Origin of the sequence: Terrabacter sp. GCM10028922, assembly GCF_042666095.1 — a bacterium.
Taxonomy (GTDB): domain Bacteria; phylum Actinomycetota; class Actinomycetes; order Actinomycetales; family Dermatophilaceae; genus Terrabacter.
Genome location: NZ_JBHTFG010000016.1, coordinates 182,383 through 196,603 on the forward strand (window position 1 = coordinate 182,383; position 14,221 = coordinate 196,603).

Here is a 14,221-nt window from a genome sequence, read left to right on the forward strand (position 1 = left end):
TCGGCGGCCCGTCGGCCCTGCATGCGCGTCGACGTCGTCTCGATCTTCCCCGACTACCTCGCCCCGCTGGACCTCTCGCTCATCGGCAAGGCCCGCGAGGACCGCCTGCTCGACGTGCGCGTCCACGACCTGCGCGACTTCACGCACGACCGGCACCGCACCGTCGACGACACCCCGTACGGCGGGGGAGCCGGCATGGTGATGAAGGCGCAGCCGTGGTCAGAGGCGCTCGACCACGTTCTCGCACATGACAACCCGTCCGGGGCCAAGCCGCACCTCATCGTCCCGGGGCCCGGCGGACAGTCGTTCACGCAGGCGCTCGCCCGGGAGCTCGCGCAGGAGCCGTGGCTCGCGTTCGCGTGCGGCCGCTACGAGGGCATCGACGAGCGCGTCTACGAGCACGCCCGCGAGGACCTCGGACTCGAGGTCTCGGTGGTCAGCCTCGGCGACTACGTCCTCAACGGCGGCGAGGTCGCCGTCCTCGCGATGGTCGAGGCGGTCGTCCGGCTCGTGCCCGGCGTCATCGGCAACGCCGAGTCCCTCGTGGAGGAGTCGCACGAGGACGGCCTCCTCGAGTACCCCATCTACACGAAGCCGCGCACGTGGAACGGCCGCGACGTGCCGGAGGTCCTCCTGTCGGGCAACCACGCCGCCATCGCGTCGTGGCGCCACGAGCAGCGCCTCTCCCGCACAGCCGCGCGTCGACCCGACCTGCTCCATACGTCGCACGCCCCCCTCACCGACACCACAGTCGAGATCGTCGCGGCGAGGCCCGCTGACGTGCCCGAGCTGCACGTGCTCATGCGTGCCTGCTGGGTGCAGGAGGCGGTGGCCAACGACACCCTCGACATCCCGGCGCTGCGCGAGAGTCTCGATGACGTCCGGGCGAGCCTCGACACGACGCAGACCTGGGTCGCCCGTAGCGCGGGCCGCCTCGTCGGTGCCGTCCGCACGTCGCGTCGCGACGACGACTGGTTCATCGGCCGGCTCTGCGTCGCACCCGACCTGCAGGGTCGTGGACTCGGCCGACGCCTGCTCGAGCACGCCGAGGCGACCGCGCCGGACGGCATACGGACGTTCTCGCTCAACACCGGGGCGAAGAGTGGCGACAACCTCAGGATGTACAAGAAGGCCGGCTACCGCCTCGTCGACGCACGCGCGCCCATCCCGGGGGCGGTCACGCTCGTCAAGCGCCGCCGCTGACGCCGCCCAGGGCGGGGCGCCGATTTTCGGTATGCCGTGTGCTCTGGCAGACTTGCTCCTTGCGTCCGGCACACGACGGCCCCTGCCACAGGGGGAGTCGGGTCACCACCTCGGGACAGCAGTCCTCCCGGTGGCCCACGCGGCCCGGCGGACGCGACCCACATCTGTGACGAGGTGACCTGTGGCGCCCAGGAAAGTGAAGCATCATGCACACGTTCGACGACATCAACGCCGCATCACTGCGCTCGGACATCCCCGAGTTCCGCGCCGGTGACACGCTCAAGGTCCACGTCAAGGTCATCGAGGGCACGCGCTCGCGTGTCCAGGTCTTCCAGGGCGTCGTCATCCGTCGCCACGGCGGTGGCGTCGGCGAGACCTTCACGGTCCGCAAGATCTCCTTCGGTGTCGGCGTCGAGCGCACCTTCCCGCTGCACACCCCGATCATCGACAAGATCGAGGTCGTCACCCGCGGTGACGTGCGCCGCGCGAAGCTCTACTACCTGCGCGGCCTGCGCGGCAAGGCGGCCAAGATCCGCGAGAAGCGCGAGACGGTGCCGGCCAAGGCCGACTCGAAGAGCTGACGACCTGCTGACGCAGACGTCCGTCTGACCACGCGAGGCGCGGTGGACCCCGAGCGGGCCCTCCCGGACACCACGTCCGGGACGGCCTCAGAGCGGGGCTCCGCCGCGCCTTCACCGTCCCCGGCGCGTCCGTCCCGGGCGCATGCCGCAGCACGCCGGCACCGCTGGCTGCTCGGGCCGGCGCTGTTCCTGCTCGGGATCGTCGTCGTGCGCGCCTTCTTCGTCACGCCGTTCGGCATCCCGAGCCAGTCGATGCAGGACACCCTGCTCGTCGGCGACCGCATCCTCGTCGACCGCACGAGCTCGCCCGACGAGCTCCGGCGCGGCGACATCGTCGTGTTCGACGCCTCTGAGGCGTTCAACCTCGACGTGCCCGAGCGCGGGATCCTCCAGACGGTCGTCGAGGCCGTCGAGAGCCTTGCGGGCAAGGGGCAGCCCACCGACTACGTCAAACGCGTCATCGGCCTGCCCGGCGACCACGTTCGCTGCTGCGCCGCCGACGGGCGACTCGAGGTCAACGGTGTCGCCGTGACCGAGCCCTACGTGGCGGCAGGCCAGCGCCCGAGCGCGACGACCTTCGACGTGACCGTCCCAGCCGACCGGTTCTGGGTCATGGGCGACAACCGCGGAGCCTCCGCCGACTCCCGGGCCCACCTCGGCGAGCCGGGTGGCGGCATGGTGCCCGGGCGGGACATCATCGGCAAGGTCTGGGTGCGATACTGGCCGCTCGATCGGCTGGGACCGGTCGACCCAGGACACGTTGCCCCCGTCCCACGAAATGGTGAGTGATGTCGCAGTACACCGGACGCCCCGAGGACCCGACGCGCGGGCGCCCTGCTGACGACACCGACGAACCCGACGAGTTCGACGACCTCGACGAGGACTTCGACGACGAGCCGCGCGGGTTCGGGGCCACGCTCCTGGCCGGGATCAAGGAGCTCGTCATCGTCGTCGTCCTCGCGATGGCGCTCTCGTTCATCGTCAAGACGTGGCTCTTCCAGGCGTTCTACATCCCGTCGGGCTCGATGGAGAACACCCTCGTGCGCGACGACCGCGTCATCGTCAGCAAGCTGACGCCCGGACCGTTCGACCTCAAGCGCGGTGACGTCGTCGTCTTCGAGGACCCCGGTGTGCCCAGCCCGTGGCTCGGCGGCGCCGGTGAGGTGAGAAGCACCGTCGGTGGGCCGTTCCACGACGCGCTCGTGTTCGTCGGCCTGCTCCCCGAGGACTCCGAGAACCACCTCATCAAGCGGGTCATCGGGCTGCCCGGTGACCACGTCGAAGCCGACGGCGACTCGGGCGAGATCAAGGTCAACGGCGTCGAGATCACCGAGCCGTACGTCAAGCCGGGCGACGCCCCGAGCGAGGGCAAGAAGTTCGACGTCGTCGTGCCGGCCGGCCGGGTCTGGGTGATGGGCGACCACCGCTCCGACTCGTCCGACAGCCGGTGGCACGACGACGGCACGGGGGCCACCGGGTCGGTGCCGATGGACAAGATCGTCGGTCGGGCGCTTTTCGTCGTGTGGCCGATCGACCACGTGACGTGGCTTGGCGTTCCCGAGCGGACCTTCTCCGAGGTGCCCTCGCCCGCGACACCGAGCACCAGGCCCACCGGCAAGGCCACGGTCAACCCGGCCCCGGGCAGCAAGCCGAGCGCCTCGACGACCAAGGTCGCGAGCTGAGAGCAGCCGGAGTGCCCGTGCCTCGTCCCGTCCCGTCCAAGAAGCCCTCGCTGAGGGTCGAGCGTGCCCTGCAGCGCTCGGGGCACCGGCTGCTCGCGGGAATGGACGAGGTCGGCCGGGGCGCGCTCGCCGGGCCGGTCAGCGTCGGCGTCGTCGTCATCGACGAGCAGGTGCGGTCGGCCCCGATCGGCGTCAAGGACTCCAAGCTGCTCACCGAGCGGGCACGCCGCGGCCTCGTGCCACGTATCCAGCGCTGGGCGGTCGCGTACGCCGTCGGGCACGCCAGCCCGGAGGAGATCGACGCCATCGGGATCATGGCCGCACTGCGCCTCGCGGGCATCCGCGCCCTCGACGGGCTCGGCGTCGTGCCCGACCTCGTCATCCTCGACGGCAACCACGACTGGCTCACGGCGCCCACCGAGGTGGGGCTGCTCGCCTTCGCCGACGAGGCAGGGCCGACGACACCGCCCGTCACGACGATGATCAAGGCCGACCTGAAGTGCTCGTCGGTGGCGGCGGCGAGCGTGCTGGCGAAGGTGGAGCGCGACGGGCTCATGGTGACGCTGTCGGAGCAGCACCCGGCATACGGCTGGTCGCTCAACAAGGGGTACTCGGCACCCGAGCACATGGACGCGCTGGCTCGGCTCGGGCCGTGCGAGCTTCACCGGCGCTCGTGGCGTCTGCCCGGCGTGTACTCCGACACGCCGGTCGAGGTGTTGAATGAGGGGACGGAGACGTTCGCTCCGGTGGCCATCACGGCAGAGCAGACAGGGACGGCGATCAGGTGAGTTCGGAAGATCTCGAGAAGTACGAGACCGAGATGGAGCTCCAGCTCTACAAGGAGTACCGCGACGTCGTCGGCCTCTTCACCCACGTCGTCGAGACCGAGCGGCGCTTCTATCTCGCGAACTCCGTCGACGTGAAGGTGCGCAGCGACGGTGGTGAGGTCTTCTTCGACGTCACGATGGCCGACGCGTGGGTGTGGGACATCTACCGTCCGGCCCGCTTCGTCAAGAACGTCCGCGTCGTGACCTTCAAGGACGTCAACGTCGAGGAGCTGCCCAAGCCCGACATCAAGCTGCCGGAGAGCGGCGACTTCTCCTGAGGCCGTGACGGTGTGGGCGTCGTCCACACCCCCTGACGGCGGGACCCTCGGCGTCCACAGCCTCGCCCTCGCTCCTGCCGGCCGCGCGACGGGGCGCGAGGGTGGTCGGCATGGACCTCTCCACCCGCGCCCTCGGTGACTACGGCGAACGCCTCGCCTGCCGCTACCTGCTCGCCCAGGGCCTGACGATCCTCGACCGCAACTGGCGGTGTGTGCGCGGTGAGATCGACGTCGTCGCCCGCGACGGCACCGACCTCGTCGTGTGCGAGGTCAAGACCCGCACGACCGAGGCCTTCGGCGCGCCGTTCGAGGCGGTGACGTGGAGCAAGCAGCGACGGCTGCGACGCCTCGCCGGCCTGTGGCGCGACGAGCACCCCGAGTCGGCCCGCGGTCTCGCCCTGCGGATCGACGTCATCTCGATCCTGCGGCCACGGTCCGGACGGGCCCGGCTCGAGCACCTGCGTGGGGTGTGCTGATGGGTGTCGGGCTCGGGCGCACACGCTCGGTCGGGCTCCGCGGGGTCAACGGGTTCGTCGTCGAGGTCGAGGCGCACGTGACGACCGGACTGCCTGGCTTCGCGATCAGCGGGCTCGGCGACTCCGCCGTCAAGCAGTCGTCGGACCGGATCAAGGCGGCTGCCGCGCTCATCGACAAGATGGTCGTGAGCCAGCGCCGCGTCACGGTGAACCTGTCACCGGCGGGCGAGCGCAAGGTCGGCACGGGTTTCGACCTCGGCATCTTCGTCGCAGTCGCGGCCGCGATGGAGCACGTCCCGGGTCACGTCGTGCGCGACGTCGTCCACATCGGCGAGGTGGGGCTCGACGGCACGGTGCGTCCGGTGCCCGGTGTGCTGCCGCTCGTGCATGCTGCGGCTCTGGCGGGTGTGCGGCACGTCGTCGTGCCCGTCGCCAACGCCGGTGAGGCGCGGCTCGTCGCCGGCGTGCGCGTGCACCCGGTCGCGGAGGTGACCGAGCTCGTCCGTCGCTACGACGCGCTCGGCAACGGCCGTCCGGTCGGCGAGGTGCGCGTGCCGCTCCACGAGCCCGTCCCGCCCGAGCAGGCCCGTGACCTCAGCGAGGTCGTCGGCCAGGCGGACGCCAAGCTCGCCCTCGAGATCGCCGCGGCCGGAGGACACCACCTCCTTCTCGCAGGCCCACCGGGCGCCGGCAAGACGATGCTCGCCGAGCGCCTGCCGGGACTGCTGCCCCCGCTCGACGAGGCCGAGTCGATGGAGGTCACAGCCATCCACTCGGTGCTGGGCGCCCTCGGGTCGGGCGAGGACGTCCGACTCATCACGCACCCGCCGTTCGTCGCGCCCCACCACGGTGCCTCGCAGGCCGCGGTCATCGGGGGCGGCTCGGGCCGCATCCGTCCGGGCGCCATCACGCAGGCCCATCGCGGTGTGCTCTTTCTCGACGAGACCCCGGAGTTCGACAAGGGCGTGCTCCAGTCGCTGCGCACGCCGCTCGAGCGCGGCCTGGTCTCCATCGCCCGCGCACAGGAGACGGTGACGTTCCCCTCGCGCTTCCAGCTCGTCCTCGCGGCGAACCCGTGCCCCTGCGGCAACGGTTGGGGCAAGGGACTCGACTGCACGTGCACGCCGATGATGCGGCGCTCCTACTTCGGCAAGCTGAGCGGCCCGCTGCTCGACCGGGTCGACCTCCAGGTGCACGTGCAGCCTCCGGGGCTGTCCATGGCTGGCGCGTCGGGCGGCGAGCCGACCGCCGTGGTCGCTGCCCGCGTCGGGGCGGCCCGCGCCGCGCAGGGGGAGCGCTGGCGTCAGGTGCTCGAGCGCCGCCGTGGCGTCAACGCCGACGTGCCGGGGTCGGTGCTGCGGAGCCGACCGTGGCGGCTGCCCGCCTCGGCGACGACGACCCTCGACCGCTCGCTCGAGACCAGCGCCGTCACGCTGCGCGGCTACGACCGCACGCTGCGCTGTGCCTGGACCATTGCCGACCTCATGGGGCTCCAGAGACCCGGACGCGAGGAGGTCGACCTCGCGTTGTCGCTGCGTCACCGTGCTGGGGTGGCCGCATGAGCCACCGGATCCGCACGGAGGTGTGCTGTGGACGCTGACCGGTTCGCGCGTGCGGCCCTGTCGCGGGTGGTCGAGCCGTGCGATGCCGAGGTCCACACCCTGGTCCGCACGGTGGGCGCGGTGGAGACCCTCGAGCGCGTGCGCGCCGGCGCCGGCCGCCTGGCGCGTTTCCGAGCCAGGGTCACCGCCCTCGACACGAAACGCGACCTCGACATCGCCGCCAAGGTCGGTGCCCGCGTCGTGGTTCCCGGTGACGACGAGTGGCCCGAACGCCTCGACTCCATCCCGGTGCCGCCGTGGTGCCTCTGGGTCCGCGGCCCGCTCGACCTGGCCGAGACGGTCGAGCGCTCGGTCGCCGTCGTCGGTTCGCGCACGGCGACGGCGTACGGAGAGCAGCTCGCAGCCGATCTCTCGGCCGGACTGGCCAGGCGTGGCTGGGCCGTCGTCTCCGGCGCCGCCTTCGGCATCGACGGAGCCGCTCATCGCGGCGCGCTGGCCGTCGACGGGGCCACCGTCGCGGTCCTGGCCGGTGGCGTCGAACGCCCGTACCCGTCCCGCCATGCGGCCCTCCTCACCAGGATCGCGGCGGACGGGCTCGTCGTCTCGGAGGTGGCCCCGGGCTCGGCACCGATGAAGACCCGCTTCCTGTCGCGCAACCGGCTCATCGCCGGGATGACCCGGGGCACGGTCGTCGTCGAGGCCGACCTTCGCTCGGGGTCGCGCAACACCGTCAAGCACGCGATCGAGGCCGGTCGGCCGGTGGGGGCCGTGCCGGGGCCCGTCACGTCGATGACGTCCGCCGGGTGTCACCAGGAGATCCGTGAGGCGCGGGCCGTGCTCGTCACGTCCGTCGACGAGGTGATCGACCTCATCGGCGACATCGGAGCCGACGCGTGCGAGCCCGCTCGGGCACCCAGCCGTCCGGAGGACGACCTCCCGCCCGTGGACACGGTGGTCCTCGATGCCGTGCCGTTCCGGTCCGGTCTGACGCTCGACGCCATCGTGCGCTCGTCCGCACACGCGCCGTTGACCGTGCGTGCCGCCCTCGGCCGGCTCGAGCGGCTCGGTCTCGTGGCGGAGTCGGCCGGCACGTGGCGCAAGCGGCCCCAGCGACGGTCCGGCTGAGGGGGCGGGGACGGGCGGGGTCGGCCACGGGCCCGAGGGTCCGAAAGCACGCCGGGGCGGGAGCGGGCCCGAAGGATGGCGGGGCCGCGCTGTCGCACAAGGTCTCTCCGCAGGTGGTCACACCGGAGCGGCCGACCGCGCTGCTTGCCTTGCGGCCGAGGGTTTGCGATGGTGCGGGAGTGACGGAAGTGGCGAAGGTTGTGGCGGACGCCACGACGGAGGTCGGCCCCGACGTGCTCGAGCGGCACGCGGAGCTGCTCCACGCGTACTCCCGCCACCTCGGCGCCGAGCGTGGGCGTTCCGTGCACACGCGGCGCGCGTACCTCGGCGACGTCCGTCACCTGCTGACATTCGCCACGTCACGGGGGATCGAGGAGGTGTCCGACCTGCGCATCGGCGACCTGCGCTCCTGGCTCGGCGTCCAGGCCGATGCCGGCGCGGCCCGCGCGACGCTCGCCCGTCGGGCGGCCTCGGCCCGAACCTTCCTCAAGTGGGCGGAGCACACGGGGCGGATCCCGAGCGACCCCTCGCTCCGGCTCGTCGCCCCGAAACGGCACTCGACCCTGCCCGGAGTCCTCCGACAGGGGGAGGCGACCGAGCTGCTCGAGCTCGCGGCCACCCGCGCCGACGACGAGGACCCGATCCACGTCCGCGACCGCGCTGTCCTCGAGCTGCTGTACGCGAGCGGCATCCGCGTGGGCGAGCTCGCTGCCCTCGACGTCGACGACGTCGACCTCTCCCAGGGGGTCGTTCGGGTCATGGGCAAGGGCGCCAAGGAGCGCATCGTGCCCTTCGGGCGTCCAGCCGGTCGCGCCATCGAGACGTGGCTGGCGGTGCGTCCGCGGCTCGCCGGTGCACACTCCGGGCCGGCTCTGTTCCTCGGTCGCCGCGGTCGACGCGTCGATGCCCGGCAGGTCAGGTCGGCCGTGCACGAGCTGCTCTCACACCTGCCGGACGCGCCCGACCTGGGGCCGCACGGCCTGCGCCACAGCGCGGCCACCCACCTCCTCGAGGGCGGCGCGGACCTGCGCATGGTGCAGGAGATCCTCGGTCACGCGAGCCTTGCCACGACGCAGATCTACACGCACGTGTCCGTCGAGCGGCTCAGGCGCAGCTACGAGCAGGCCCACCCGCGCGCCTGAGCGTCAGAGCGGGAGCAGCACGACCCGCGCCCGGCCGACGAAGGACAACGGGTCGAGGTAGGTCTCACCGCGCAGCACGCCCCAGTGCACGCAGGTCCGCGGCGCGCAGTGACCGGGGGTCGCCGCCACCGACCCCACGCGCGCCCCGCGAGCGACCGGAGTGCCGATCGCCGGCGCGCCGGTCACCGGCTCGAAGGTGCTGCGCAGCCCGCCGGAATGGCTCACGACGACGACGCCGCGGCCTGCGATGACCCCGCTCCACGTCACCATCCCATCCGTCGGCGCCACGACGGACTGGCCGGCGGCGGCAGCGAGGTCGACGCCGCGGTGGCCGGGCAGCCACGGCCGGTCCGGTGGGTCGAACCGCTGCACCACCTCGGGCCGTGGGTCGAGGGGCCACCCCCACCGTCCTGGCCTGGGCGCCTCGGAGACCGGATGCTCGCTCGCCAGGGACGAGCCGGGGGACGCGACCGGGGCGACTCCGGCGTTCGTCACGGAGGCCACGGCGAGAACCGCGCCGAGGAGGGCTGACCCGATCGACATGCCGCCATGCTCGTCCGCCACGCCTCCGGGCGCGAGGACGACGCCGCCGCCTGTGGACCGACGACGCCGGTCCAACGGAGGTGTGGACATCAGTCCAGCGTGCGACGCGTGCGAGGGTGCGACGAGGGGGCGCTCGACGAGGAGCGCGCGCTCACTCGAGTGGGACGGTGCGGGCTCCGGCAGCGGCGAGGCGGCGGCTCGCCTCCACGAGGACCTCGTCCTTCTTGCAGAACGCGAACCGGACCAGCGTCCGTGCAGCGTCGATGTCGTCGTGGAAGACCGACACCGGGACGCCGACGACCCCCGCGATCTCGGGCAGCCGCCGGGCGAACTCGAGCCCGTCGACCGCCCCGAGCGGCGCGGCGTCGGCGATGACGAAGTACGTGCCCGCCGGACGCGACACCGAGAGGCCGGAGGCCTCGAGCGCCGAGCACAGCAGGTCGCGCTTGGCCTGCAGTGAGCCGCGCAGGTCGGCATACACCTCGTCATCGAGACCCAGCGCCAGCGCCACGGCGGGCTGGAACGGGCCGGAGGCGACGTAGGTGAGGAACTGCTTGACCGTACGCGCGGCGGTGACGGCCTCGGCCGGGCCCGAGAGCCAGCCGACCTTCCAGCCGGTGGCCGAGAACGTCTTGCCGCCCGAGCTGATCGTGATGGTCCGCTCGGGCATCCCGGGCAGCGTCGCCATCGGCACGTGCTCGGCGTCGTCGAAGACGAGATGCTCGTAGACCTCGTCGGTGACGACCCAGGCGTCGTGCTCTCGGGCCAGGCTCGCGATGAGCTCGAGCTCGGCGCGGGTGAACACCTTCCCGGTCGGGTTGTGCGGCGTGTTGAGCAGCACGAGTCGGGTCCGCGCCGAGAACGCCGCCCGCAGCGAGGACTCGTCGACCGCGAAGTCGGGGAAGCGCAGCACCGACGTGCGGCGGGTGGCGCCGGCGAGGGCGATGGTCGCGGCATACGAGTCGTAGTACGGCTCGAAGGTGACGACCTCGTCGCCCGGCTCGCACAGCGCGAGGACGACGGCAGCGATCGCCTCGGTGGCTCCGGCGGTGACGAGCACCTGTGAGGTCGGGTCGAGCCGGATGCCGTAGAAACGCTCCTGGTGGGCGGCGACCGCCTCGAGCAGCTCGGGGACACCCTGACCCGGTGGGTACTGGTTGCGACCGCCGTCGATGGCCGCCTTGGCCGCGGCCAGCATCTGCGCCGGCCCGTCCGTGTCGGGAAACCCCTGGCCGAGGTTGATGCTCCCGGTCCGCGCGGCGAGCGCCGACATCTCGGCGAAGATCGTGGTTCCGAAGGGCTGCATGCGCGAGATCAGCGGCGAGCTCATGGCCCGAGCCTACGAGTCCCTGACCCGCCGAGGACGCCCCGCTCCCGCAGGTCACACGGACAGAGCGGCGGAGAGCCCCCGCCCGGGCAGGGGCGGGGGCTCTCACGCGATGGCCGGCGCGTCTGTGGAGGGTCTTCGCCGGCGCCCCGCGTGCGGAGATCCCACCTGGTCAGGGGGTCCGGTGGGATCTCCAGCCTCACCATCGCTCGCCGGGCTCGAAGTGTTACGAGATGTCCAGAATGGGTATGAGAAGACGTTCTGCACTGTATGCGAAGGGCACGGTCAGGCGCCCGCCGCAGCCCCCAGTCCGCAGGCCGTGACGCGGTAGAGCGTGTAGTCGCCGTCGGTCGCGACCCGCTCGAGGCCGTCCACGTCACCGAGGTCCTCGAGGCCCGAGGACCGCTCCGGCCGGTCGAGCCAGTAAACGTGCGGGGAGTCGATGGCCCAGCGGATGTCGTGGCGAGCGAGCGCCTCGCAGACGTCGGGCCGGTGGGCGAGGTCGTTGAAGCCGGTGCCGATGACGATCTCGTCGCCGGTGGTCGGGATGGGGATCGAGCGGTAGAGGGTGTTCGTACCGAAGAGCGCCCACATGAGGGGTGAGCCGTTCTCGGGCCGACCGACGACGCCCTGCCCGTCGGGGATCCGGTCGGCGAGCCGGCGCAGCGAGTCCTGCGCCTCGAACGACAGGATGACCTTCTTCGGGTCGCTCGGCTGGAAGAAGCCGGTGAGCATCCGGCTGCGGGTGCCGCCGTTGAGCCCGAGGGTCACGACCGGCACGAGCAGCACCGCCACGAGCCCGGCAGCGACGGGCCGCGACCCGACCCACGGCACGCGGCGAAGCAGCTCGCGCAGCATCGGTGCTGCCGCGCTGACGAGCACCACGCCGGGCACGGCGGCGAGCGACGCGAGCCGGACCTTGTCGTTGTACCAGTAACCCGTGACCAGGGCGGTCCACGACTCCGTCGACGATGCGGCCATGACGTAGAGCGTGACGCACGCAGCCCACATCGCGACGACGGGCAGTGCCGCCCTGGCTCGGAGCGCGATCCACACGATGCCGAGGGCGAGGAGCGCGACAAGACCCCAGAGGACGGCGGGGATCTGCAGCCGGCCCCCGACGACCTCGACGAGGGCGGTCCAGATCGAGACGCGGTTGGTCCACTCGTAGGACTGGGTCGACGCGAGCCTGGCCGACACGACCGGCGCCGCCACGAGCCCGGCGACGCAGACCACCGCGACGACCGCGAGGTCACGCCCGACCGACCACCAGCCGAGGTGTCGCAGCAGCCCGGCCCGCAGCCGTGCCGCGACGAACCAGACGAGCGCGAAGAGCACGAGTGCGACCAGCGCGTTGGGCTGGATGAGGGCGAGCCCCGGCATCGCGGCCACGAAGCCGAGCCACTGACCGAGCCGCCCGGAGCGTGCCGCCTGCAGCATGAGGGCGAGCGCCCCGGGGGTCAGCGCGGTCGCCATGAGGTTCGGCCACAGCACGCCCCACCCCAGGAGGATGGTCGGGAAGGCGATGAAGGCCGCCGAGGCGAACCCGGCGGCATACGTGACCAGCCGCGACGTGCCGAGCGCGTGGCGAACGAGGGCCACGACACCCAATGGCCACACCACGGCAGCGAGCACGATCGTCGCGACGTTGGTCCCCGGCAGCACGTCGGCGACCCCGGTCTGCAGGCTCGTCGCGATCCACGCGTGGAACCCGTTGGGGTAGAAGGTGGGGTTTGCGATGGAGAGGTTGCCGGTCTCGAGGAACGTCCTGATCCGGTCGAGGTGGTAGACGGCGTCCGGGCTGTCGACGAGCTCGTCGGGGCGCCCGATCGCCGGCAGGATCGTCGCGAGGGCCAGCGCGACTCCGATGAGGATGGCGACGACGGCGTCTGGGCGAGGCCGCCCGAGGAAGCGCCTGGCCGCGCCGAGACCGGGGTCGTGCCGCCCGCTGAGCCGCATGACGAGGAGCGCAACGGCCACGCCGGCGGCCGTGACGGCGACGAGAGGCAGCAGCCCCCACGCGATGCCGACCCGCTGCGCGACGGTCGCGAAGGCGGCGATGAGCCCGGCCGACACGGCGGGGGAGACGGCGAGAGCCTCGAGCCCTCGTGCCCCGAGAGCGCGCACGACGAGCCAGCCCGGGAGGAACAGCACGAGCGAGAGGACCACGAAGGCCGGGACCGTCTCCACCCAGTGCGCCATGCGGGCCATTGTGACGGGTCGCCCCGATTTCCCGACGACCCGGGTCAGGCCGTACGATGGTCGGCGGTCACGTGTGCGCGTCGCGCGGGACCGAAATTCGCGCGTCTTCTGCCGGTCCGCCGGACCGGGTCACACCACAGCAGTCCCCACCGCAGCGTGGGGCGGGGTGCGTCAGGCGCCAGGAGTGAGGCCGTATGCCGTGTGGCCGCTCACGTGCTCGCACGTGACCGCCCAGCGGTGCACCGCCCACGAAGAACTGACAACAACGGAACTAGGGAGAACACGGCATGGCCGTAGTCACCATGCGCCAGCTCCTCGAGAGCGGCGTCCACTTCGGGCACCAGACCCGTCGCTGGAACCCCAAGATGAAGCGCTTCATCATGACCGAGCGCAACGGCATCTACATCATCGACCTCCAGCAGTCGCTGACGTACATCAACAACGCGTACGACTTCGTCAAGGAGACCGTCGCCCACGGCGGCACGATCCTCTTCGTCGGCACGAAGAAGCAGGCCCAGGAGCCCATCGCCGAGCAGGCGACGCGTGTCGGCATGCCGTACGTCAACCACCGCTGGCTCGGTGGCATGCTCACCAACTTCCAGACGATCTCCAAGCGCCTCACGCGCCTCAAGGAGCTCGAGGAGCTGAACTTCGACGACGTGGCCGGCTCGGGCTACACGAAGAAGGAGCTGCTCATCCTCAAGCGCGAGAGGGACAAGCTCGAGAAGACCCTCGGCGGCATCCGCACGATGTCCAAGGTGCCCTCGGCCGTGTGGATCGTCGACACGAAGAAGGAGCACCTCGCCGTCGACGAGGCCCGCAAGCTCGGCCTCCCGGTCATCGCGATCCTCGACACGAACTGCGACCCCGACGAGGTCGACTACAAGATCCCCGGCAACGACGACGCGATCCGTTCCGTCACGCTGCTGACCCGGGTCGTGGCCGACGCCGTCGCCGACGGTCTGGTCCAGCGCTCGTCCGGCAAGTCCGGTGGCGACGCCCAGGCCGAGGAGCCGCTGGCCGAGTGGGAGCGCGAGCTCTACGCCGATGCGGCTGCCGGCGCCCAGACGGCCGAGACCGCTGAGGCCCCGGCTGCCGAGGCTCCCGCCGCCGAGGCTCCCGCCGCCGAGGCCGCTGCCGAGGCTCCCGCTGCCGAGGAGCCGGCTGCCGAGGCCGCCCCGGAGGTCGCCGAGGCCGAGGCCGACGAGGTCCCGGTTGCCGAGCCTGCTGCCGAGAGGGCCTGAGCCCTTCCGGCCCAGCCACTTCGAGTCAT

The 14,221-nt window shown here is 71.9% G+C and carries 14 protein-coding genes; 11 read left to right on the forward strand and 3 right to left on the reverse strand.

What is annotated here, in order from left to right:
• Positions 1–21: 21 nt before the first annotated feature.
• The 10 genes from trmD to ACFQU3_RS16345 all read left to right on the forward strand — a co-directional run bounded on the left by trmD (position 22) and on the right by ACFQU3_RS16345 (position 8,876).
• A complete protein-coding gene (gene trmD / locus ACFQU3_RS16300) occupies positions 22–1,203 on the forward strand; it encodes a tRNA (guanosine(37)-N1)-methyltransferase TrmD (protein WP_385911719.1) in 1,182 nt (393 codons plus the stop codon).
• A 206-nt stretch (positions 1,204–1,409) separates the two neighbouring features.
• Complete coding sequence (gene rplS / locus ACFQU3_RS16305; RefSeq protein WP_385911608.1) at positions 1,410–1,784, forward strand: 50S ribosomal protein L19; 375 nt, start codon at positions 1,410–1,412, stop codon at positions 1,782–1,784.
• Positions 1,785–1,826: 42 nt separating this feature from the next.
• Positions 1,827–2,573, forward strand: a complete 747-nt coding sequence (gene lepB / locus ACFQU3_RS16310; RefSeq protein WP_385911610.1) for a signal peptidase I — start codon at positions 1,827–1,829, stop codon at positions 2,571–2,573.
• Positions 2,573–3,466: a signal peptidase I gene (lepB, locus tag ACFQU3_RS16315; RefSeq protein ID WP_385911612.1), complete on the forward strand. Its 894-nt coding sequence runs from the start codon at positions 2,573–2,575 to the stop codon at positions 3,464–3,466. Before lepB (ACFQU3_RS16310) ends, lepB (ACFQU3_RS16315) begins: the two co-directional genes overlap by 1 nt.
• 17 nt (positions 3,467–3,483) lie before the next feature.
• Positions 3,484–4,254: a ribonuclease HII gene (locus ACFQU3_RS16320; protein WP_385911614.1), complete on the forward strand. Its 771-nt coding sequence runs from the start codon at positions 3,484–3,486 to the stop codon at positions 4,252–4,254.
• Positions 4,251–4,571, forward strand: coding sequence for a DUF2469 domain-containing protein (locus ACFQU3_RS16325; protein WP_030146655.1), 321 nt, complete (start codon positions 4,251–4,253; stop codon positions 4,569–4,571). The genes ACFQU3_RS16320 and ACFQU3_RS16325 overlap by 4 nt, the downstream gene beginning before the upstream one ends.
• A 110-nt stretch (positions 4,572–4,681) precedes the next feature.
• Positions 4,682–5,047 (forward strand): YraN family protein, encoded by a 366-nt coding sequence (locus ACFQU3_RS16330; RefSeq protein ID WP_385911616.1) that lies wholly within the window; start codon positions 4,682–4,684, stop codon positions 5,045–5,047.
• Entirely contained in the window at positions 5,047–6,609 is a 1,563-nt protein-coding gene (locus ACFQU3_RS16335) for a YifB family Mg chelatase-like AAA ATPase (protein WP_385911618.1), read from the forward strand. Before ACFQU3_RS16330 ends, ACFQU3_RS16335 begins: the two co-directional genes overlap by 1 nt.
• A gap of 27 nt (positions 6,610–6,636) precedes the next feature.
• On the forward strand, positions 6,637–7,734 hold the full coding sequence (gene dprA, locus ACFQU3_RS16340; protein WP_385911620.1) for a DNA-processing protein DprA: 1,098 nt from the start codon (positions 6,637–6,639) through the stop codon (positions 7,732–7,734).
• A 188-nt stretch (positions 7,735–7,922) separates the two neighbouring features.
• Positions 7,923–8,876 (forward strand): tyrosine recombinase XerC, encoded by a 954-nt coding sequence (locus ACFQU3_RS16345; RefSeq protein WP_385911721.1) that lies wholly within the window; start codon positions 7,923–7,925, stop codon positions 8,874–8,876.
• Positions 8,877–8,879: 3 nt separating this feature from the next.
• Here ACFQU3_RS16345 and ACFQU3_RS16350 read toward each other — a convergent pair whose 3' ends face one another.
• The 3 genes from ACFQU3_RS16350 to ACFQU3_RS16360 form a co-directional block, all read right to left on the reverse strand.
• The gene (locus ACFQU3_RS16350; RefSeq protein WP_385911622.1) at positions 8,880–9,419 is read right to left on the reverse strand and encodes a M23 family metallopeptidase; all 540 of its coding nucleotides are present in this window, start codon (positions 9,417–9,419) and stop codon (positions 8,880–8,882) included.
• Between the two features lie 151 nt (positions 9,420–9,570).
• Positions 9,571–10,749 carry a pyridoxal phosphate-dependent aminotransferase gene (locus ACFQU3_RS16355; RefSeq protein WP_385911624.1) on the reverse strand — a complete coding sequence of 393 codons (1,179 nt, stop codon included), beginning with the start codon at positions 10,747–10,749 and terminating at the stop codon, positions 9,571–9,573.
• 282 nt (positions 10,750–11,031) lie between these two features.
• Positions 11,032–12,948 carry a DUF6541 family protein gene (locus ACFQU3_RS16360; RefSeq protein ID WP_385911626.1) on the reverse strand — a complete coding sequence of 639 codons (1,917 nt, stop codon included), beginning with the start codon at positions 12,946–12,948 and terminating at the stop codon, positions 11,032–11,034.
• Positions 12,949–13,235: 287 nt separating this feature from the next.
• On the opposite strand from ACFQU3_RS16360, the gene rpsB reads away from it, so the two are divergent.
• Positions 13,236–14,192: a 30S ribosomal protein S2 gene (gene rpsB, locus ACFQU3_RS16365; RefSeq protein ID WP_385911628.1), complete on the forward strand. Its 957-nt coding sequence runs from the start codon at positions 13,236–13,238 to the stop codon at positions 14,190–14,192.
• Positions 14,193–14,221: the final 29 nt, after the last annotated feature.